Source organism: Rhizobium sp. NFR07, assembly GCF_900111905.1.
Classification (GTDB): Bacteria; Pseudomonadota; Alphaproteobacteria; order Rhizobiales; family Rhizobiaceae; genus Neorhizobium.
Genome location: NZ_FOKM01000014.1, coordinates 63839 through 85743, shown reverse-complemented (window position 1 = coordinate 85743; position 21905 = coordinate 63839). Strand labels below are relative to the sequence as shown.

The window sequence follows — 21905 nt, the reverse complement described above, 5'->3', positions numbered from 1 at the left end:
AGGTCCATCCTCACTGCGCAATGATGGCGATGCCGCGGTTTTTCAGGCCGATGGCAACACGCGTTCCGGGGGCAAGCGGGTGGTCGACCGACGGGTCCACGATAAACAGGGTCCCGCCGCTCGTTTCCGCCTCGTATTCGATATGGTCGCCGAGATAGGCGGCATGGCTGATGCGACCGGGAAAGGCCGCCGTTTCCGCCGGTTCGAGCGTGATCGCGCTTGGGCGCACGGCAAGCTGGCTTCTGCCGGGTCTTGCGCCACGCGCCGGCACGACATGCTGCAGCCCTTCGATGCTGATCGTCGCTTCGTTGCCGCTGATATCGATCACCTCACAGGGCACGACATTCGCTTCGCCGATGAAATCGGCGATGAAGGGCGAGGCCGGGGCTTCATACAGATCCCGCGGCGAGCCCTGCTGGGCGATCTCGCCATCCTTCATGACGATGATCTGGTCGGAGACGGCCAGTGCCTCGTCCTGATCGTGGGTGACGTAGACGGCGGTGAACTGCAGGCGTTGCTGAAGCTCGCGAATTTCGGTGCGCACCCGGCGGCGCAGGCGGGCGTCGAGATTTGAAAGCGGCTCGTCCAGCAGCAGAACCTGGGGTTCAAGCACGAGCGCGCGGGCGACGGCAACGCGTTGCTGCTGGCCACCCGACAATTCTGCCGGAAGCCGCCCGCCCATGCCGGCGAGGCCGACGAGTTCGAGGCCGTGTTCAGCCTTTTGCCGAGCCTCCATTTTCGAAAGCCCGGAGGATTCCAGGCCGTAGGCGACATTGTCGAGCGAGCTCATATGCGGAAACAGCGCATAGGACTGGAACACCATTGACACGTCACGTTCGTTGGCCGGCAGCATGGTCACATCCTTGCCGCCGATCAGGATGCGGCCCGACGTCGGGTGTTCGAGACCCGCGAGCATGCGCAGCGTCGTCGTCTTGCCGCAGCCTGAGGGGCCGAGCAGCGTCACCAGCGTGCCGGGCTCGACCGTCAGCGACAGGTCATGGATGGCCGTGAAGGCGCCGAAGGATTTGCGCACATTCTGGAACGTGACCGAACCGGCATTTCTGGTCATGCGGTTTTCTCCTTGGGCTGGGCTGTCGGAAGGCGGACGCGCGATGCCGAGATACGGTTTTCCCGCCGCAGCCGCCGTTCGCCGACCAGAAGCTGAAAACCGGTGATGACGGTGATCATCACCACGATCAGCATGGAGGAATAGGCGATGGCGACGCCGTATTCGCCGTTTTCCACCAGCCCAACGATATAGGATGTCGCCATGTTGTACTGGGCGCTGACGAGGAACACGACGGCGCTGATCGAGGTGATGGCGCGTACGAAGGAGTAGACCAGTGCTGCGGTGATGGCGGGGCGCAGGAGCGGCAGGATCACCTTGCGGGCGGTGCGGAAACTGGTGGCGCGCAGCGTCATCGAGGCTTCGTCGAGGCTCTTGTCCAACTGAGTCATGGCCGCGATGCCGCCACGCACGCCGACCGGCATGTTGCGAAACACGAAACATGCAATCAGGATCAGCGCGGTGCCGGTCATTTCCAGCGGCGGCAGGTTGAAGGCCATAATGTAACTGATGCCGATGACCGTGCCAGGAATGGCAAAACTCATCATCAGCGCGAATTCGAACAGTTCGCGTCCGGCAAATTTCTGCCGCACGATGACGTAAGCCGTGGCAAGCCCGACCGCCGCCGTCAGCGGGGCGGCGATCAGCGCGATCTCCATCGTCGTCCAGAACGAGTTCCAGGCGACCCCGGTCCAGACCAGTGAGCCATCGCGGAAAGTGACGGAAAAGGCCTTGGCGTAATGCGCGAGCGTCAGGCTGTTGTCGAGGCCCCAGGTTTTGACGAAACCGCCGAACAGGATCATGCCGTAAACCACGAGAGTGAAGATCATCCAAGGGATAACGACGGCATGCACACCGATCGACAACGGCCGGGGCAGGGCGATATGCGCGCCGCTATCGCCCTTGCCGGTGACGGTGGCAAAATTCTTGCCAGACAGCCAGATGCGCTGGGCGAGGAAGGCGGAGAGCGTGAAGCCAAGCAGGATCATGGCGAGCACGGCGGCTCTGGCCGGGTCGTTCTGCGAGCCAACCACGGCGAAGAAGATTTCCGTCGACAGCACGCCATGGCTGCCGCCGAGCACCAGCGGGTTGCCGAAATCCGCCATGCTCTCGATGAAGCCGATCAGAAAAGCGTTGGCGAGACCGGGTTTCATCAGCGGCAGCGAGATGCGCCAGAAGGTGCGCCAGCGATCGGCACGCAATGTCTGCGAGGCTTCTTCCATCGACGGGCTGATGCCTTCGACGACACCGATCAGCACGAGGAAGGAAATCGGTGTGAAGGACAGGACCTGTGCGATCCAGATACCGGTGAGGCCATAGAGCCAGCGGCTCGGTTCGATGCCGATTGTGGCGGAGAGGCCCTGCGTGACGATGCCGGCGCGGCCAAAGAGAAGCGTCAGCGCCAGACCGATCACGAAGGGTGGCGTGATGATCGGCAGGATGGTCAGGAGCCGCAGGCCCTTCTTGAAGGGAAAGCGCGTGCGGGTGGCGACCAGCGCGAAGGCAAGGCCGAGCGCGGTCGAACCCGCAGCCGTCATGATGGCTAGGAACAGCGTGCGCCATGCCACGCCGCAGCGCGCGCCGCCGATGATGCAATCAAGGCTCCAGATCGACGAATCGACAATGTTGCGTGAAAAACCATCGAAACTGACCGAGCCGTCGAAATCCTGAAAGGCGCCAATGAACATCGATCCTATCGGATAAAACACGAAGACGCCGACGAGAAAGACCAGCATGGAAATGGTGGCGACCACGAAGGCATCGCCGCGCATTACGCCGCGTTCGGCAAGGCCGAAGGCAAACATCAGCACGAAGCAGATGGCAGAGAGAACCGCACCCGCTCCCATCGGCGGCTGGCCGTCGGCAAGCGGACCAAACATCGTTTCACTGATCGTCCAGGTGAAACCGGTAATGCCGATCGCCAATCCCTGCAGGACAAGGAATGCGACGCCAAACCCGCCGGCAAGGGCAAGCATTTTTCCGCGCCGCATCGGATCGGCGGTGAAACGCGCGGCAAGTGCAAGCCCGTAGGCGACGAGAACCGCGATCAGCCAGACGCGGCCATGAAGAAAAATCTGCATGATACCTGGTGCTGCCGCCGGCTCGCCGGGGAATTCGGAAAGCCATGTAAAGGCATAAAAACCCTGTTCAATGCGATACCAGGGAACGAGCAATACAGCGGCAGCGCCAAGCGCCAGCACGATATCCAGTCTACGATTGCGATTGTTCATGGTTTGATGCGACCTCATCACAGGACAAGTCGATCATGCCGCGCCACGGCCAGCCGAAGCGCGGCAGAGACGAATGGGATCAGTTGGCGTTGGCGCCGATTTCCTTGTCCCAGCGTTCGAGCAGCTTTTTGCGCTCGGTCGGGTCGCCATAGGTCTTGAAGTCGTAATCGATCAGCTTGATGTCCTCGAAGCGCGGCGATTCTTTGGGAATCTCGGCTTGTCTGTTGGACGGAAGTTGGAAGGACTTTGCCTCCTTCATGTGCGACTGCACCTCGGCCGTCAGCGCCCAGTCATACCATTTCTTGGCGCTGTCCAGATTGCGGGCACCTTTGACGATCGACATCGAGCCGATCTCATAACCTGTGCCCTCGCAAGGCGCGATCGACTTGACCGGAGAGCCCTCGACCGTCTGTGCTACCGCATCATGCATGAAGACGATGCCGAGGCCGGTTTCACCGCGTGCGGCCGCCTTCACCGGCGCTGAGCCGGATTTGGTATATTGCGAAACATTGGCGTTGAGCTGTTTCAGGTAATCGAACGCCTTGTCCTCGCCCATGATCTGCACGAGCGATGCCAGCGCCGTATAGGCCGTGCCGGACGAATTGGGATTGGCCATCTGGATCTCGCCCTTAAGCGCAGGGTCGAGAAGATCGGCCCAGCATTTGGGCTCCCTGTAGTTCTTCTGCTTGAAGAGGTCGGTATTGTAACCCCAGCCCAGTGCGCCGGCATAAACGCCGACAGTCTTGTAGCCGGAGCTTTCCGCCTGCTTTTTCGCCCAGTCCTGTAATTCGTCGAGATGCGGCGACTTGTATTCCTGTGTCAGGCCTTCCGATGCCGCCTGAAGATGCGGGTCGCCGGTGCCCGCCCACCAGATATCGGTTTTCGGATTACGAGCCTCGGCGCGGATCTTTGCATAGGTTTCGCCCGAAGACAGCCGTACCATGTTGACCTTGATGCCGGTGTCCTTCTCGAACATCTGCTGCATCATCTCGCAGATCACGACATCGGCAGAGCAGATGAGGTTGAGTTGTTCGGCAGCACGGGTGTTCGGCGCATTCATTGTCAGGCCGGCAAACGCGACCGACGCCATCACAGCAAGACGCATGATAATCCTCCCAGATTGAGTGACGCCTCCACGTCACCTCGCTCTTGCAAGCGTGTGCAATCGTTCCATGAAGGCGTACTTGTTGTCAATCATCTTCATTGAAAGAGCGTTGCAGGCTCGGTCGCGGGCGCAGGCAGTCGAGTGACAAGAGTGTTGCAAGCGCTTGCAAATACGGGCATGAAGTATCGAAGGAGTGGATGCGTGAGGGGCAAGATATTCATCAGTGCGAAGGAGGTTGCAGACCGTGCCGGCGTATCCCGTTCCGCGGTCTCGCGCACGTTTACGCCTGGTGCAAGCGTTTCGGATGAAACCCGTCGCCGCGTCATCGAGGCGGCAGAGGCACTAGGATATCACGTCAACCATCTCGCGCGCAGTCTGACGCGCAACGAAAGCGGTATTGTCTGCCTGATCGTGTCTGAACTCGATACACCTTATCGAGCAAGCCTCATTCGAGCTTTGACGCGACGACTGCAGAGTGCGTCAAAAATCGCGATGCTGATCAACACCGATCGGTCGGATGACAGTGTCGATCAGGCTTTGCGTCAGGCGATCAGCTATCGTGCGGACGCGTCAATAATCCTTTCCGGCATGCCCGACAAATCCATCACCGAGCGCTGTATTAACAGTGGACAGCGCATGGTCTTGATCAATCGCGATGAACGACGTGACGGCGCCTTGCTGATCAACTTGTATGATCGCGAGGCGGCGAAAAGGGCTTTCATCGCCTTCTTGAGGGCAGGTTGCCAGAATTTCGCGTTCGCCAATTCCGACGTGGGTACGCCGAGCTTGATGGCGCGTGAGGAAGGTTTTCGGTCAGCGGCGCTCGAACAAGGCCTTGACGTCAAAGTCGAACGTTTCGGCCCCACACGCTACCAGAGTGGTGTGGTTCTGGCCCAACGGTTGCTCACCCGCGAAAAGCGGCCAGATGCGGTATTCTGTGCGAACGATCTTCTGGCCTGCGGGCTGATGGACGCAGCACGAAACCAGTTCAAGCTTCGCATTCCCGAGGACTTATGCGTGATCGGCTTTGACGACATAGAACAGTCGTCGTGGTCCTCCTACGATCTCACGACATTCACGCAACCGGTTGACCGCATCGCCGACGAAGCGGTTTCCTGGCTCGCTCAGCCGATGGCGACCAGTGGCGGCTCGCGCAAGCTTGAGGCTGAGCTTGTTTGGCGAGGATCGGTTCGAGGCGGCTAGTCTTGGAGCGCTTTTCCTCAGGCGCTTTGCCGGACGATCAGTCGGCCTGCGAAGAGCCGATCGAGATCGCGCCCTTCGGCGCTGCCCAGTACCTCGACGAGATATTCCGCCATGTCCGTCAGTGGCTGGCGGTAGGTGGTAAGCCGATAGTTGGCCCCCTCCGCCTGCGGTACGTCGTCGAACCCGGTAATGGCAATGTCCTCGGGGATGCGCAGGCCGAGCTTGTGGCGGATCACATCGGTCGCGCCGATCGCCAGCGCATCGTTCTCGCAGACGAGAATGTCCGGAAGCATGGCCGCGTCCCGTCCGGCGAGCGTGTCTTCGACGATCCCGGCTGCCAGCGCCGGATCATAGGCGGAGACCGAAACCGTCTCGGGCTCGTTGCCGAAATGCCGACGCCAATAGTCCACGAAAGTCTCCTTGCGCAGCAGGTGCGCGGAGGACGTCCGCGGACCGGCCAGGAACATTGGCCGGCGATAACCGCGCTCGTGCACGTAGTTGGCGATTTCCTTCATCGCGTGGACATCGTCAACAGCAATCGAGATCGTGTCCGGATTGCGTGACGTTCGGGCGAAGATGATGAGCTTGCGAAATCGGCGGGCGTGCAAGGCCGTGTCGAGAACCTCGTCGTCAAACTGGATCCCGATCAGGATGACTGCGTCGACGCGGCGCTGGCTGGCATTCAGCAGCGCATGTCCGGCGTCGTCGCGACCGAGCGTGTTGACCAGCAGGATGTCCCAGCCCTCGCGCCGCAGGATGCGGGTCAGGCGCTCCATCATTACCAGCTTATGCGGGTTGGCGAAGTCGTCAATCAGCAGGGCCACCAGGTTGGAGCGGTCGGAGGCGAGACTCGCAGCCCGAAGATCGGGCACATAACCAAGGCGCTCCGCCGCGATACGTACTTTTTCCAGGCTCTTTGAAGAGATCGAGGCATCCTTGCGGAAAGCGCGGTTGACGGTCCAGCGCGAAACGCCGGCCTCGGCGGCCACGTCGTCGGCTGTGATGTTTCCTGCAAAGGCTGGCTTTTTCTCGTCGGACATCTCGATCTCCCGAATCCGTCTTGGATCGGTTCTCTTACATTCATAACGTTTTTTTCGGATCGCCTGAAATTAATTTTGCTCGCGTGAGCAAACCACGCTTGCTCACGCGAGCAAAAATTGCAATGCTCCGTTCTGAGGCGGTCGGGAGCTGCCTTTTGGGAGATTGAGAGTGCTGAAAATCGGATTGCTCGGCGCGGGCCGCATCGGTCGCGTGCATGCCATCAATATTGTCGGTCACGCGCGCAGCCAGCTGGTTGCCGTATCCGATGTGAACGAGGAAGCGGCGCGGTCTCTGGCCGATGCCCATGGTGCAATAGCCACCACGTCCGAAGAGATTTTAGGCGATGCATCGATTGATGCCGTGTTGATCGCAACCTCCACGGACACGCATTCGGACCTGATCGAAAAGGCGACGGCCGCGGGAAAGGCCGTACTTTGCGAGAAGCCGATCGACTTGTCGTTGCAGCGTGCACAGGCCTGCCTTGATGTCGTTTCGAAGGGCGGCGTTCCTGTCATGATCGGCTTTAACCGCCGCTTCGACCCCAACTTTGCGGCGGTCAAGGCATCCATCGCCGCAGGCGAAATTGGTAAGCCGGAGCTCTTGTCGATCACGTCCTTCGATCCGGCGCCACCACCGATCGCCTATATCAAAGTGTCGGGCGGCCTGTTCCGCGACATGATGATCCATGATTTCGACATGGCGAATTTCCTGATGGGTGATGTCCCGAAGACGGTGCATGCCGTTGGCACTTCGATCGTCGATCACGAGATCGGCAAGGCGGGTGATGTCGATACCGCCGTCGTGACGTTGACCTATGCAGATGGACGCATCGCGGTCATCAAGAACAGCCGCCGCGCTGTTTATGGCTATGACCAGCGTGTTGAGATTCTCGGCTCCGAAGGACTGCTGTCGGCCGGCAATGTGCTGGAAAACACAGTTTCAAAGGCTACCAAGCAGGGCGTCAGCAGCGCCAAGCCGAAGTTCTTTTTCCTCGAACGCTACATGCGCGCCTATGCGGCGGAATGGGACGCCTTCGTCGCCGCCATTCTCGACGGGGCCACCATTCCGGTAACGCTCAAGGACGGTGTTGCGGCATTGGCGCTAGCGGAGGCGGCGACGCAATCGGTAAAATCCGGCCAGCCGGTCGCGCTCGGCGGATAAATCGGGAGTGACGGCTAACGTCGTCGGACAGGGAATTGCTGCGGAGCAGGGGAGTGTGCCGCAGGCTTTCGGTGCCGGTCCCGCATGGCCGGATGGACGGGGCGTCTGGGAGTGACGCTTTTGGAACTCAACTGGGAGGAAGTCATGAAGAAATTGCTCGCAGCCGCAGCAACGGTGGCGCTCGTCGCCGCCGCAAGCCCGGTGCTCGCCACCGATATCATTGTCGTAGCGCACGGTCAGGCGAACGACCCGTTCTGGTCGGTGGTCAAGAACGGCGCGGAAAAGGCAGCCAAGGATACGGGCGTGAACGTCGAGTTCCGCTCGCCGGAAACCTTCGACATGGTCGCCATGGGCCAGCTGATCGACGCCGCCGTCAATCAGGATCCGGACGGCCTTGTTGTGTCTATCCCGGATGGCGATGCGCTGGGCCCAGCCATCAAGCGCGCCGTCGATGCCGGCATTCCGGTCATCTCGATGAATTCCGGCTCGGATGTCGCCCACAAGCTCGGCGCCAAACTGCATGTCGGCCAGTCCGAGTTCGATGCCGGCAAGGTCGCCGGAGCCAAACTCGCCGAAATGGGCGGCACGAAGGCCATCTGCGTCAACCAGGAAGTCGGCAATGTTTCGCTCGACCAGCGTTGCGCCGGTTTCACCGAGGGTTTCGGCAAGGAAGTGAAGGTGTTGCCGACCACCAATGATCCGACCGAGGTCGAATCCAAGGTACGCGCGGCACTGGAATCCGACAAGGACGTCAATGTCATCCTGTCGCTCAACGCCTCGCTGGTCGGCGAGCCGGCCGTCAAGGCGGCGCAGGCGCTCGGCCGCGATGAGGTGCTGATCTCGACCTTCGACATGTCCGCCGGCTTTCTCAAGGATGTCGCCGATGGCAAGGCGGCCTTCTCGATCGATCAGCAGCAGTATCTCCAGGGTTACCTGCCGGTCGCCTTCCTTGCCCTCAACGCGGAATACGGCCTCATGCCCGGCGGCGACGTGCCGTCCGGCCCGAACCTCGTGACCAAGGAAAAGGCTGCCCAGGTCATCGACCTTTCGGCCAAGGGCATTCGCTAACCACACGGTTCACCGGGCCGCCGCGCGTTCCGCCGCGGCCCGGACGCTGCTCCAGGAGACAGGTCAATGTCGACACAGACGCTGCCGCGCGCGGACGAGCGGGTAAAATCCGAGTCCTTTGTCGCTAAACTCATGAAACGGCCGGAACTCGGCGCCATTGGGGGCGTGGTCCTCGTCACGATCTTCTTCATGATCACGGCCGACAGCACCATGTTCACGCTGTCGGGTGTGATGAACTTCATGACGCCGGCCGCCCAGCTCGGCATCCTCGGCATTGCCGCCGCGATGCTGATGATCGGCGGTGAATTTGATCTGTCGATCGGCTCCATGGTGGCCTTCGCCGGCATGGTGTTCGGCGTCTTCGTCGTCAATGTCGGCATGCCGCTCGTCATCGCCATACCGCTGACGCTCGCCATTGCCGCCGCGCTCGGCGCGACCAACGGCATGGTCGTGCTGCGCACCGGCCTGCCATCCTTCATCGTCACGCTCGCCGGCCTTTTCATCCTTCGCGGCGCAGCGCTGGTCGGCCTGAAACTCTTCACCGGTGGTTCCACCCAGTTGCGCGGCATCCGCGAAGCCGTCGAGGGTGATTTTCTCGCCCCGATCTTTTCCGGCGATGCCTTCGGCTTCCTGATGCGCTGGCTGGCGGAAGCCGGGATCGTCGACAGTTTCAAGTCCGGCGTGCCGAAGGTGCCGGGCATTCCGGTCGAGATCATCTGGTTCATCGCCTTTGCGGCGATTGCCACTTATGTCCTGTTGCGCACGCCTGCCGGCAACTGGATATTTGCGACCGGCGGCGATGCTTTCGCGGCGCAGAATTCCGGCGTTCCGGTGCGTCGGGTAAAGATCTCGCTGTTCATGCTGACGGCGGTTGCCGCCGCCCTGGTTGCGATCATCACTGTCATCGACGCCGGTTCCACAGACGCCCGCCGCGGTTTCATGAAGGAATTCGAAGCGATTATCGCGGCTGTCATTGGAGGATGCCTGCTGACCGGCGGTTACGGTTCCGCCATCGGTGCCTTCTTCGGCGCCATCATTTTCGGCATGGTCACGATCGGCCTGACCTACACCAAGTTCGATCAGGACTGGTTCCAGGTTTTCCTTGGCGCGATGCTGCTGCTCGCCGTCATCTTCAACAACGTCATTCGCCGACGTGTGACCGGGGAGCGCTGACAATGTCCGCACCGATCATCCATATGGAAAATATCAAGAAGCACTATGGAAACGTCATTGCGCTGAACGGTGTGACCTTCGACGTGCGTGCCGGCGAATGCCATTGCCTGCTTGGCGATAACGGCGCCGGCAAATCCACCTTCATCAAGACCATGTCGGGCGTGCACAAGCCGACGGAAGGCTCGATCAACTTCGAAGGAAAGCCGCTCTCCTTCAACAGCCCGCGTGATGCGATGGAAGCCGGTATCGCTACCGTCTTCCAGGATCTCGCCATGATCCCGCTGATGTCGGTAACGCGCAATTTTTTCATGGGGCGCGAGCCGACAAAGGGTCGGGGCATCTTCAAGCGGTTCGACATCGATACCGCCAACGAGATCACCATGACTGAGATGCACAAGATGGGCATCAATCTGCGTGGTCCCGATCAGGCGGTCGGCACGCTGTCCGGCGGTGAAAGGCAGACCGTGGCGATTGCCCGTGCCGTCTATTTCGGGGCCAAGGTGCTGATCCTGGACGAGCCGACCTCGGCGCTCGGTGTGCGCCAGACCGCCAATGTGCTTGCCACCATCAACCGGGTGCGGGCGCTGGGTATCGGTGTCGTGTTCATCTCCCACAATGTCCGTCATGCCATGGCGGTCGGAGATCGGTTTACTGTTTTGAACCGGGGACAGACGCTCGGGACCGCGACGCGGGGCGAGATTAACGCCGCCCAGCTTCAGGACATGATGGCGGGCGGACAGGAAATGGCCGAGCTTGAAGGCTCGCTCGGCGGAACGATCTGAGGCATTTTTGATGGTACAGACGAAAACTCTGCCGGATCGTCCGCTTGGCATCGCATTGATCGGCACCGGCTTCATGGGCAAGTGCCACGCCATGACATGGCGCAATGTTGCCGCCGTGTTCGGTGGTGCTCATCACCGGCTGGAAATCCTCTCGGATGCCACGCCAGACAGCGCACAAAAATTCGCCGGCCAGTTCGGTTTTGCCCGCGCTACCGCGCGGTGGGAAGAGGCCGTCACCGATCCGAAGGTGGATGTGGTGTCGATTACGGCGCCGAATGGCATGCACCGGCCGATGGCCGAGGCGGCGCTGAAGGCCGGAAAACATGTCTGGCTGGAAAAGCCGATGGCGCTGACGCTGGCTGATGCCGAAGCGATGGCGGCAACCGCCGCCGCCCATCCCGGGCAGTCGACCATGCTGGGTTACAATTATCTCCGGAGTCCTGCTTTTCAGTCGGCACGCAACATGATCCGCGATGGTGTGATCGGTAAACCGGTCGCTTTCCGAGGTGTTTATGACGAGGATTATTCCGCCGATCCACTCTTCCCGTGGTCGTGGCGGATGACTCACGAAGGTGGCGGGCTGGGCGCACTCGGCGATCTCGGCTGCCACCTCGTGAGCCATATGCTGGCGCTGATGGGGCCGGTGGTGGAGGTTGTGGCGCAGACCCAGGTCGCCATTGCCACGCGGCCATCACCGGAGGGGCCGAAACCAGTCGAAAACGAGGATAGCGCGCTCGCCATGCTGCGTTTCGCTTCGGGGGCGCATGGCTCGTTCGCCACATCGCGCGTGGCCCGTGGTCGCAAATGCCGTCTGCAGTGGGAAGTGCATGGCAGCGAAGGCACTCTCGTTTTCGATCAGGAAAACATGAACGAGCTGTGGCTGCACCGTGCCGGCGAAGCCGGTTTCACCCGCCATCTGACCGGGCCGGACCAGCCGGATTTTGCGGCCTTCTGCCCGGCGCCCGGACACAATTTCGGCTTCAACGAACAGAAGGTGGTGGAGGCGCGCGATCTGCTGGCCGCCATTGCCGGCGGGCCGAATGCCGGGCCTGATTTCGCGCAGGGGCTGGAGATCGAAAAGGTCATCCACGCCATGGCCGCCTCCAACGGCCGCGGCATCCGCATCGAAAGGCAGACGACATGACGAAGACACTCGATGTCATCACCATCGGCCGCGCCGGCGTCGATCTTTATGGCGCCCAGATCGGCGGGCGTCTGGAGAATATGGGCTCGTTCGAGAAATATATCGGCGGCTCGCCCACCAATATCGCCTGCGGCAGCGCCCGACTTGGCCTGAAGACCGCGCTGATCAGCCGTGTTGGCGACGAGCATATGGGCCGCTTCATCCTCGAGCAATTAAAGCGCGAGGGTGTCTCGACCGAGGGCGTGAAGACCGATCCCGAACGCCTGACGGCATTGGTCATTCTCGGCATTCGTGACGACAGCCAGTTCCCCTTGATTTTTTACCGCGAAAATTGCGCCGATATGGCGCTCTGCGAAGACGATATCGACGAGGATTTTATCGCCTCGGCCCGCGCCGTCGTCGTCACCGGCACGCATCTGAGCAACACGCGCACGGAAGCCGCCGTCCTCAAGGCGCTGACGCTTGCCCGCAAACATGGCCTGCGCACCGCGCTCGATATCGATTATCGCCCCAATCTCTGGGGTGTCGCCGGCCATGGCGATGGTGAAAGCCGGTTCGTCGAAAGCGCCAGAGTGACGTCAAAACTGCAGACGACGCTCAATCTGTTCGATCTGATCGTCGGCACCGAGGAAGAGTTTCATATCGCCGGCGGTTCCACTGATACGCTGGAGGCCCTGAGCGCCGTGCGCACGGTCAGTGCTGCAACACTGGTGTGCAAACGCGGTCCGCTCGGTGCTGTGGCTTTTGAAGGCGGCATTCCCGGCAGCCTTGATGACGGCCAGAGCGGGCAGGGTTTTCCGATTGAAGTGTTCAATGTGCTGGGTGCCGGCGACGGATTTTTCTCCGGCCTGCTGCGCGGCTGGATGACCGGCGAGGACTGGCCGACATCGCTGAAATTCGCCAATGCCTGCGGCGCCTTCGCGGTCAGCCGCCATGGTTGCACGCCGGCCTATCCAAGTTTTGAGGAGTTGCAGTTTTTCCTGAAGCGCGGCGTGGTGCGTCCCGATCTGCGCAATGACCCGGAACTGGAGCAGTTGCACTGGTCGACAACGCGGCAAAGGCGGGTGGATGGCGACTGGTCCACCATGCGCGTGTTTGCCTTCGATCACCGTGTGCAACTGGAACAGATGCCGGGTTACACCCTGCAAAAGGGCGCGGCCTTCAAGGAACTTTGCCTCAAGGCGGCTCTGCATGTGCAGTCCGGCAAATCCGGTTACGGCATTCTCTGCGACAATCGCATCGGCCGTTCGGCGCTGCATCGTGCATCCGGCTCGGGATTGTGGATCGGCCGGCCGGCGGAATGGCCGGGTTCGCGGCCGCTGACGCTGGAGCCGGAACTGGGCACGGATTGCGGCACGCTGTCGGAATGGGCGCGTGAGGATGTCGTCAAGGTTCTGTGCTTCTGCCACCCGGATGATGACGCATCGACGCGTGCCGGGCAGGAACAGACGGTCAAAAGACTGTTCGAAGCAGCGCGGCGCAATCGCCTGGAATTCCTGCTGGAAATCATACCGTCGAAGGTCGGGGTCACCGATGACCAGACTGTCGCGGCGCTGATCCATCAGTTTTATGCGGCCGGCATCTATCCCGACTGGTGGAAACTGGAGCCGATGAAGACGGCGCCCGGCTGGCGGAACGCCATTGCCGCGATTGAGGCACATGACCGGTTTACCCGCGGCATTGTCGTGCTCGGCCTGGATGCGCCGGAGGCGGAACTGTCCGCCAGTTTCGAGGTCGCCGCGCAGTTCGATCTGGTCAAGGGTTTTGCGGTCGGCCGCACGATATTCGGCGATGCGGCACGCCGTTGGCTGACTGGGGAAATGGCCGATGCGGATGCCGTGGACGACATGGCGAAACGTTACGAGCGTCTCTGCCGCATCTGGGACGGGGCGCGACAAAAGGCACGGGAGCAGGCGGCATGAGCACGGTAAGACTGACGGCGGCGCAGGCCATGGTGAAATGGCTAGCCGCGCAGATGACCGAAGACGGCGAACGTTTTGTCGATGGCGTCTGGGCGATCTTTGGCCACGGCAATGTCGCGGGTCTCGGCGAGGCCCTGCAGAAAGCCGGCAACAGCCTGCCGACATGGCGCGGACAGAACGAACAGACCATGGCGAATGCGGCCATCGCCTATGCCAAGGCGAAAAAACGCCGACGCGTTCAGGCGGTCACCTCGTCCATCGGGCCGGGTGCCACCAATATGGTGACGGCTGCGGCACTCGCGCATGTCAATCGCCTGCCGGTTCTGCTCATCCCCGGCGACGTCTTTGCCAACCGTCGGCCCGATCCGGTTTTGCAGCAGGTCGAGGATTTCGATGACGGCACGGTCTCGGCAAATGACTGCTTTCGTCCGGTCAGCCGATATTTCGACCGGATCACCCGCCCCGAGCAGCTTTTGACGGCCTTGCCGCGGGCACTGCGGGTGATGACCGATCCCGCCAGTTGCGGGCCGGTGACGCTTTCCTTCTGCCAGGATGTGCAGGCGGAAGCGTATGACTGGCCGGAAGCCTTTTTCGAGCCAAAGGTCTGGCGCATCCGCCGACCGGCGCCGGACGCCCGTGACCTTGATGACGTTGTAGCACTGATCCGAACGGCCAAAAATCCGGTGATCGTTGCCGGTGGCGGAGTGATCTACAGCGATGCCGAACAGCAACTTGCCGATTTCGCCACGCGTCACGCCATCCCGGTGATCGAAACACAGGCGGGAAAATCGGCGCTGGCCCAAAACCATCCGATGAATTTTGGCGCGGCCGGCGTCGATGGTTCGGCCGCTGCCAATGCGCTGGCCCGCAAGGCCGATCTGGTGATCGGCATCGGCACGCGCTTTCAGGATTTCACCACCGGTTCGTGGTCGCTGTTCGAAGCCAAAGGGCGAAAACTCGTATCCATCAATGTGCAGGCTTATGACGCCGACAAGCATGGAGCGATCGGTCTCGTGGCGGATGCCAAGGTGGCGATTGCCGCGCTTGGCGAAAAGCTCGGCACCTATCGTGCGCCCCAGCCCGAGGCGACCTTGCGCAGAGAATGGCTTGCCGCAGTCGACCGGCATTGCGCGGCACCTGCACAGGAAGGCCTGCCGAGCGATGCGCAGGTGATCGGCGCGGTGCAGAGGGCAACGGATGAAGATGCCATCGCCATGTGCGCCGCCGGCACCATGCCGGGTGCGTTAAAGCTTCTCTGGCAGCCGAGCCAGGGCGGTTATCACATGGAATACGGTTATTCCTGCATGGGCTACGAAATCGCCGGCGCCATGGGCCTGAAATTGGCGCGGCCGGAGCGTGAGGTGATCTGCTTCGTCGGAGATGGCTCCTACATGATGGCCAATTCCGAACTGGCGACTGCCGTCATGCGCCGCGTACCGTTCACCGTCGTTCTGACCGACAATCGTGGTTACGGCTGCATCAACCGGCTGCAGCGCGGCACCGGCGGCGAGGCGTTCAACAATCTCTACAGGGACTGCAATATCGAACAGCAGCCGGCGATCGATTTTGTCGCGCATGCCGGTTCGATGGGCGCTTTCGCGGTGAAAGCCAGACATATCGCTGATCTTGAAACGCAGATCGCCGCCGCCCGCAATCGCGATATCCCCACGGTCATCGTCATCGATACCGACCCGACCGATGGTCCCGGTTTCAGTGATGCCGGCCATTGGTGGGATGTCGCCGTGCCGGAAGTGGGCGCAACCGACAAGCTGAAACAGGCTTATGCGGACTATCTTACAAGCGCCGCCAAGCAGAACACCGTGAATTGAGGGCAGACGAATGATCCGCTTCGGCACCAATCCCATCGCCTGGGCCAATGACGACGACCAGAGCCTTGGCGCCAACACTCCGACCGACCAAATCCTCCGCGAAGCGGGCGAAATCGGCTTCGACGGAATCGAGAACGGTCACCGCTGGCCGAACGATCCACAGGCGCTAAAAGATCTGCTCGGGTCATACGGATTGGCCTTCGTTTCCGGCTGGTATTCACTGAACCTGCTGTCGCAATCGGTGGAGGATGAGAAGAAAGCCATTCAGCCGCATCTCGACAAGCTGAAACACAATGGCTGCACGGTCTGCATCGCCTGCGAGACCTCCAACAGCGTGCAGGGGCTGCAAAAACCGCTTTCCGAAAGCCCTGTACTGTCGGACGCCGAAATGAAAGCTTTTGGCGCGAAAGTGGAGGAGCTTGCAGCCTTTACCGCAAATCAGGGCATTCACCTCGTCTACCATCACCATATGGGCACGGTGGTCGAGACGCCGGAAGAGATCGATGCCTTCATGGCGGCGACGGGACCGGCGACACGGCTGCTGTTCGATGCCGGGCATTGTTATTTTGGCGGCAACGGTCGCGATCCGGCGCCGGTGCTCTCCCGTTATGTCGATCGTGTCAGCCATTTCCACGCCAAGAACGTGCGCCCGGCCATCATGAGCCGCGTGCGTGATGAAGGGCTGTCCTTCATGGACGGCGTGCGTGCTGGCGTGTTCACCGTGCCGGGCGACGAAGAGGGCGGCGTGAATTTCGAACCCCTGCTGCAGATCCTCAAAAATGCCGGATACGACGGCTGGATCGTCATCGAGGCCGAGCAGGATCCGGATGTCCGCAATCCCTTCCAGTATCAGTCGCTCGGTCTGAGGATCTTGAAAGCTGCGGCCGCAAAGGTCGGACTTGTCTGAGAAAAGCAGGAGTTTTCGATGCCAAACCTTCTCCATCGCCCATTTGGTATTCATGGCAAGGTCCACGAGATCACGCCGGCCTCGGCCGGCTGGCGTTATGTCGGCTTTTCGCTCTACCGGTTGCGAGCCGGAGAAACGGCGGCGGAAGCGACCGGTGATCGCGAGGTCATTCTGGTCATCGTCGAGGGCAAGGCGGCGCTTCACGCTGGCGGACGGGACTGGGGCGTGCTTGGCGAGCGCATGAGCGTTTTCGAAAAAACGCCGCCGCATTGCCTCTATCTGCCCAACGGCAGCGACTGGAAAGCCGTGGCCGAGACGGATTGCGTGATTGCCGTCTGCTCGGCTCCGGGCAAGCAAGGCCACGAGGCACGGCGGATCGGCCCCGATGGTATCACGCTCACCCAGCGCGGCGAGTGTACCAATACCCGCTACATCAACAATATCGCCATGGAAAACGAGGATTATTGCGACAGCCTTCTGGTGACCGAAGTGTTCACCCCGGCGGGTCACTGGTCGAGTTATCCGAGCCACCGCCACGACGAGGACGATTTCCCGCGCATCACCTATTTGGAAGAGACCTATTACCACCGCCTCAACCCGGCCGATGGTTTCGGTATTCAGCGGGTCTATACCGACGACCTGCTTTTGAACGAGACCATGGCAGTGCATGATGGCGATGTCATCTGCGTGCCACGCGGCCACCATCCCTGCGGCGCACCGCACGGTTTCGAGATGTATTACCTCAACGTCATGGCTGGCCCTTTGCGCAAATGGCGTTTTGTTGCCGCACCGCCGGTCGAGCACCTGATGCGCTGACCTCCCTTCAGTCCGGATGATGACAATGGACCAACCGTTTACGTTGGCCGCCTGCGCGGAAATGCTCTGGTGCGACCGTCCGATCGAATGGCGTTGCGCGCAGCTCCAGGAATTGGGTTTCCAGGTCGGACTGTGGAACTGGCCGGATCACGATCTCAGAGCGCTAGAAAAATCAGGCGCGACCTTTTCCATCATGAACGGTTATCTGACGGGCCGCCTTGCCGATGATGAGGGTGCCGACGAATTGCTGCGCTCGGCCCGCGAAACGGCGCAGGTCGGCAAGCGGCTTGGTGTCGCTCGGCTCAACCTGCACGGAACGGGGCTTGGAGATGGCGGGCTTCCGGTACGACCCAGCGAAGTGACGACCGGACGCATGTGGCTGAAAGCGCGCGATACGCTGGCGCGCATCGCCGATATGGCGGAGGAGGAAGGCATCGTCTACACGCTGGAAAATCTCAACCTGCCGGTCGATCATCCGGGCACGCCCTTCGGCCGGGCGGAAGACACGCTGGCGCTGGTTGAAAGCGTCAATCATCCGCGTCTAAGGCTCAACCTCGATCTCTATCATGTGCAGATCGGCGAGGGGAACCTGATCGAGACCTGCCGCGCCTGCCTGCCATGGATTGGCGAGATACAGGTGGCCGATGTGCCGGGACGTTGTGAACCGGGCACAGGAGAAATCAACTATCGCGGCATCGCGACGGCGCTTTGCGAAATGGGTTATCGCGGGCCGATCGCGCTTGAGGCCTTTGCGAAAGACGATCCGACTGCGGCGCTGGAGATTTTCCGATCCGCCTTTCGCATAGATACCAAATAAGCAATTCATGACCTCATTCCGGTAAACTGGCGATTGCTCGTGATGATCGTGTTCGCTCCATGGCGCTGGTGACCCTCGGTTCCACCTACGATTTTGGAACCCTACGGTAATCAACCGGGCGCAGACGTTTGCTTTGCCCAGCTCTCTCCCTCCGAGAGGGCAGCTTCGTATGGGCGGCTCTTGATCATATTGGGTGGAGCGAGGTACCGGAAGACGGATTTGCAGCTCGACTGTAGAGCTCGGGCGTTTCACCTGCTGGACAACGGTTCGGATGTCATCAAGAGCAGTAATGTCTGTGAGGGAGATCGCGACCGACGACCGGCCGACTTTAGTCAAGCCTTCGAACGTAGAGTCCGTCCGAGCCATCCTCCATGAGACGGAGTCCATGCACGCTCTCCGTCTGGGAAAGGCTAATCAACAGGGCACTGCAATCGTCCTGACCGGTTGACACTTCCCTGCTGCCGGTCTTCAGGAAGAGTATCTGCTGATCGGGACTTAACTCGACCGAAAGCCATCGGTAACCATGATCAGGCGCGTTGCCGACCCTTCAATTCGCTCAATCGTAGGTGAAATAACTTCCCTGGAGCGGAAGCTTGACGTTAGACATGCCGCGCCTTCGAGTTCGCGATTTTCAGTAAGCGGGAGGTTTTTTACGGCATTGGTCAGAGTGTGTGGGGCGTTTATCCAGGATAGTGCTCCATCCGCATCCATGATGCCTAATGTCCAATCTCCTGCATAGGCCGCAAAACAGTCCTCGACGCCGCAAATCACGACCAGGTGGCTAGCAGACCCTCGCGGGAAGCGTGGCGCAACCAATCATAGAAGGCCTTACGGCCTTCACGATATGCGGGTTTGTCGTGAACCTGAACGTATAGCCGAAGCGATAACCTGCAGGAATTGAGTGCCCCGATCTTATTATTGGACGTACTTGCGGCAAGACCCCATAGTGCCCGGGACGAAGAGGATGCGGTCCTCCCAAGCCGCGTCCCACCCGTCGCAAACATAACAAGATGGGGAACATCAAATGTTCAATTCGGTCTTTCGCATTCCGGTGATCGCAGCGATTGCCCTCAGTGGCGCCACGGCGGTTTCCGCCCAGAGTTTCGACACCTCCAACATCACGGTGGAAGAAGCTCTTGCCGCTCGCCTGCCAGCCAAAATCAAGACATCGGGCGTCATCACGATCGGCTCCGACACGGCCTATGCACCATGGGAATTCCTGAGTGAAAAGGATGGGCAGACGCCTGAGGGCATCGACGTCGATATCGCAAACGCCATCGGCAAGAAGCTCGGCGTAAAAATCGATTTCCAGACCTCGGCTTTCGAAGCCATCCTTCCTGCTCTCGGCACGAAATTTGATCTCGGCGTCTCGGCCTTTTCTGTCACCACGGAGCGCATGAAGGCGGTCAACTTTGTCAGCTATGCCGATACCGGCAGCATGTGGGCCGTAAAGGCTGGAAACCCGGGCAAATTCGATCCGGGTGATCCCTGCGGTCGCAAGGTCGCGATACAGTCCGGCAGCTATCATGAGCGTGCCGTCATTCAAGAAAACGAGCGCTGCAAGACGGAAGGCAAGGCTGCCATCGAGATCTTGCCGTTCTCCAAGCAGCCTGAAGCGCTGACCCGTGTGGCAGCCGGCGGCGCGGATGCTACCGTTTCCGGCGAGGCAGGCATCGGTTATGCGGCAAAGCAGTCGAAAGGCGCTTTCGACACCTTGAAGCCGACCACCGGTCCCCTGGCAAAGCATGGTCCGAACGGCATTGCCGTTGCCAAGTCGGACATGGAGCTCACTCAGCTCGTCGCCGACACGATCAACTCCCTGATTGCCGACGGCACCTACAAGACATTGCTCGATACCTGGGGCGTTGGCTCGGTGATCGTCGAGAAGGCGCTGGTCAACCCTGAAGTCAAGATCTGATCACGTGACTTCCGGGGTCGAAAACATTGGGGCCGGCTTCAAGCCGGTCTCCAGTGACAGGCAGGAAATCACGCGTAATGTCGTGGTCCCCCGCCGTCATCCGGGACGATGGATCGCTGTTGCGGTTATCGCGGTCCTTGCCCTTCAGATCGGTCAGGCCATATCGGCCAATCCCAACTTTCATTGGGATGTCTACCTGAACTACCTGTTCGCTCCGCAGGTTATCCGCGGGGTCGGCTGGACGCTTCTTCTCACCGTCGTAGCAATGACGGTAGCGATCACCGTCGCGGCTCTGTTGGTCGTTATGCGAGACAGCGAAAATCCGATCTTTCGCGGAATAGCCTATGGCTGGGTGTGGTTTTTCCGCGGAACGCCGATCTATACGCAGTTGCTGTTTTGGGGCCTTTTCGCGGTTCTTTTTCCCAATCTCAGTCTCTCGATCCCTTTCGGCCCGGAGATCGTCAGTGTCGAGACAAAATACATCCTGACGCCCGCAATGGCGGCAATCCTTGGCCTCGGCTTTAACGAGTCTGCTTATCTGACCGAAATCTTCCGAGCGGGCTTCAATTCGATCGATCGCGGGCAAGCCGAAGCTGCACAGGCTCTCGGCATGAAGCGGGAAAAGATCTGGATGCGCATCCTGATGCCGCAGGCGATGCGCGTGATCATTCCTCCGACCGGAAACGAAACCATCGGCATGCTGAAAATGACGTCGCTGGTCCTGGCAATTCCGTTCACGCTGGACCTGACATTCGCCACCAACGCGATTTCGAACAGGCTTTACCTGCCGATCCCGCTGCTGCTGGTCGCCGGCACATGGTATCTCGCCATCACCAGCCTGTTGATGGTTGGTCAGTATTTTCTCGAGCGTCACTTCGGCAAGGGCGTTTCCGTTCATTCAACACGGGCGGAGTAGGTCATGAACGCCAACGTTTCCGAATTCTACGTCGAGATGCAGAACATTCACAAATTCTACGGCCCGTTTCATGCCCTGAAAGGCGTGAGCTTGCGCGTGCGGCGTGGTGAGGTCTGCGTGGCAATCGGTCCATCCGGATCGGGCAAGTCGACGCTGCTGCGTTGCATCAATCAGCTCGAAACAATCTCGGCAGGTCGCGTCCTCCTGAAAGGCGAATTACAGGGCTTTGTCGAGCGGGATGGCCGATTTCATCCGCTATCTTCTGGACAGATCGCCGCGCAGCGACGGCTGACCGGCATGGTCTTCCAGCGTTTCCATCTGTTTCCGCATATGACGGCACTGGAAAACATCATGGAAGGGCCGGCGCATGTCAAAGGCTGGTCCAAGGATCAGGCGCGCGCCAAGGCCAGCCAGCTGCTCGACCGTGTGGGGTTGAGCGGATTTGGTGAACGCTATCCAGCGCAGCTCTCCGGCGGTCAGCAGCAGCGTGTTGCAATCGCCCGTGCGCTTGCGATGGAACCGGAGGTCATGCTCTTTGACGAGCCGACCTCCGCGCTCGATCCCGAACTCGTTGGCGAAGTACTGGATGTCATCAAGGATCTGGCGCAAAGCGGCATCACCATGGTCGTGGTCACGCACGAAATCGGCTTTGCGCGCGAAGTCGGCAATCACCTCGTGTTCATGGATCAGGGGCAGATCGTCGAAGAAGGCCATCCGCGTTCGATGTTGGCCGATCCGCAAAACCCGCGCACGGCGGCATTTCTCTCCAAAGTCCTGTGACCGCCATGGCCATCATGAGGGGCAGA

18 protein-coding genes are annotated in these 21905 nt (G+C 60.5%); 14 read left to right on the top strand and 4 right to left on the bottom strand.

Features of this window, described 5'->3' with window-relative positions; genetic code table 11:
• Positions 1-10 precede the first annotated feature (10 nt).
• From BM216_RS25145 to BM216_RS25135, 3 genes are all read right to left on the bottom strand, one after another.
• A complete protein-coding gene (locus tag BM216_RS25145; RefSeq protein WP_093001966.1) occupies positions 11-1069 on the bottom strand; it encodes an ABC transporter ATP-binding protein in 1059 nt (352 codons plus the stop codon).
• Positions 1066-3297 (bottom strand): ABC transporter permease, encoded by a 2232-nt coding sequence (locus BM216_RS25140; RefSeq protein ID WP_093001965.1) that lies wholly within the window; start codon positions 3295-3297, stop codon positions 1066-1068. Before BM216_RS25140 ends, BM216_RS25145 begins: the two co-directional genes overlap by 4 nt.
• 79 nt (positions 3298-3376) lie before the next feature.
• Positions 3377-4402, bottom strand: coding sequence for an ABC transporter substrate-binding protein (locus BM216_RS25135; RefSeq protein ID WP_093001964.1), 1026 nt, complete (start codon positions 4400-4402; stop codon positions 3377-3379).
• 201 nt (positions 4403-4603) lie between these two features.
• On the opposite strand from BM216_RS25135, the gene BM216_RS25130 reads away from it, so the two are divergent.
• Positions 4604-5605, top strand: a complete 1002-nt coding sequence (locus BM216_RS25130; protein WP_093001963.1) for a LacI family DNA-binding transcriptional regulator — start codon at positions 4604-4606, stop codon at positions 5603-5605.
• A gap of 17 nt (positions 5606-5622) precedes the next feature.
• Here the strand turns inward: BM216_RS25130 and BM216_RS25125 are convergent, their stop codons facing one another.
• Positions 5623-6645 (bottom strand): LacI family DNA-binding transcriptional regulator, encoded by a 1023-nt coding sequence (locus BM216_RS25125; protein WP_093001962.1) that lies wholly within the window; start codon positions 6643-6645, stop codon positions 5623-5625.
• 169 nt (positions 6646-6814) lie between these two features.
• On the opposite strand from BM216_RS25125, the gene iolG reads away from it, so the two are divergent.
• The 13 genes from iolG to BM216_RS25060 all read left to right on the top strand — a co-directional run bounded on the left by iolG (position 6815) and on the right by BM216_RS25060 (position 21879).
• A complete protein-coding gene (iolG, locus tag BM216_RS25120; protein WP_093001961.1) occupies positions 6815-7807 on the top strand; it encodes an inositol 2-dehydrogenase in 993 nt (330 codons plus the stop codon).
• Between the two features lie 144 nt (positions 7808-7951).
• Positions 7952-8875 (top strand): sugar ABC transporter substrate-binding protein, encoded by a 924-nt coding sequence (locus BM216_RS25115; RefSeq protein WP_093001960.1) that lies wholly within the window; start codon positions 7952-7954, stop codon positions 8873-8875.
• 66 nt (positions 8876-8941) lie between these two features.
• Positions 8942-10048, top strand: a complete 1107-nt coding sequence (locus tag BM216_RS25110) for an ABC transporter permease (protein ID WP_093001959.1) — start codon at positions 8942-8944, stop codon at positions 10046-10048.
• A gap of 2 nt (positions 10049-10050) precedes the next feature.
• Positions 10051-10830 (top strand): ATP-binding cassette domain-containing protein, encoded by a 780-nt coding sequence (locus BM216_RS25105; RefSeq protein ID WP_093001958.1) that lies wholly within the window; start codon positions 10051-10053, stop codon positions 10828-10830.
• 10 nt (positions 10831-10840) lie between these two features.
• The gene (locus BM216_RS25100) at positions 10841-11974 is read left to right on the top strand and encodes a Gfo/Idh/MocA family protein (protein WP_093001957.1); all 1134 of its coding nucleotides are present in this window, start codon (positions 10841-10843) and stop codon (positions 11972-11974) included.
• The gene (iolC, locus tag BM216_RS25095; RefSeq protein WP_093001956.1) at positions 11971-13896 is read left to right on the top strand and encodes a bifunctional 5-dehydro-2-deoxygluconokinase/5-dehydro-2-deoxyphosphogluconate aldolase; all 1926 of its coding nucleotides are present in this window, start codon (positions 11971-11973) and stop codon (positions 13894-13896) included. Before BM216_RS25100 ends, iolC begins: the two co-directional genes overlap by 4 nt.
• Positions 13893-15725 carry a 3D-(3,5/4)-trihydroxycyclohexane-1,2-dione acylhydrolase (decyclizing) gene (gene iolD, locus BM216_RS25090; RefSeq protein WP_093001955.1) on the top strand — a complete coding sequence of 611 codons (1833 nt, stop codon included), beginning with the start codon at positions 13893-13895 and terminating at the stop codon, positions 15723-15725. The genes iolC and iolD overlap by 4 nt, the downstream gene beginning before the upstream one ends.
• A 10-nt stretch (positions 15726-15735) precedes the next feature.
• Positions 15736-16632: a myo-inosose-2 dehydratase gene (gene iolE / locus BM216_RS25085; RefSeq protein WP_093001954.1), complete on the top strand. Its 897-nt coding sequence runs from the start codon at positions 15736-15738 to the stop codon at positions 16630-16632.
• Between the two features lie 18 nt (positions 16633-16650).
• Positions 16651-17448, top strand: a complete 798-nt coding sequence (gene iolB, locus BM216_RS25080; protein ID WP_093001953.1) for a 5-deoxy-glucuronate isomerase — start codon at positions 16651-16653, stop codon at positions 17446-17448.
• Positions 17449-17473: 25 nt separating this feature from the next.
• Positions 17474-18265 carry a TIM barrel protein gene (locus tag BM216_RS25075; protein ID WP_093001952.1) on the top strand — a complete coding sequence of 264 codons (792 nt, stop codon included), beginning with the start codon at positions 17474-17476 and terminating at the stop codon, positions 18263-18265.
• A 1024-nt stretch (positions 18266-19289) separates the two neighbouring features.
• Positions 19290-20183, top strand: coding sequence for an ABC transporter substrate-binding protein (locus BM216_RS25070; protein WP_093001951.1), 894 nt, complete (start codon positions 19290-19292; stop codon positions 20181-20183).
• A gap of 4 nt (positions 20184-20187) precedes the next feature.
• Positions 20188-21099: an amino acid ABC transporter permease gene (locus tag BM216_RS25065; RefSeq protein WP_210217066.1), complete on the top strand. Its 912-nt coding sequence runs from the start codon at positions 20188-20190 to the stop codon at positions 21097-21099.
• Positions 21100-21102: 3 nt separating this feature from the next.
• On the top strand, positions 21103-21879 hold the full coding sequence (locus BM216_RS25060) for an amino acid ABC transporter ATP-binding protein (protein ID WP_093001950.1): 777 nt from the start codon (positions 21103-21105) through the stop codon (positions 21877-21879).
• Positions 21880-21905 lie beyond the last annotated feature (26 nt).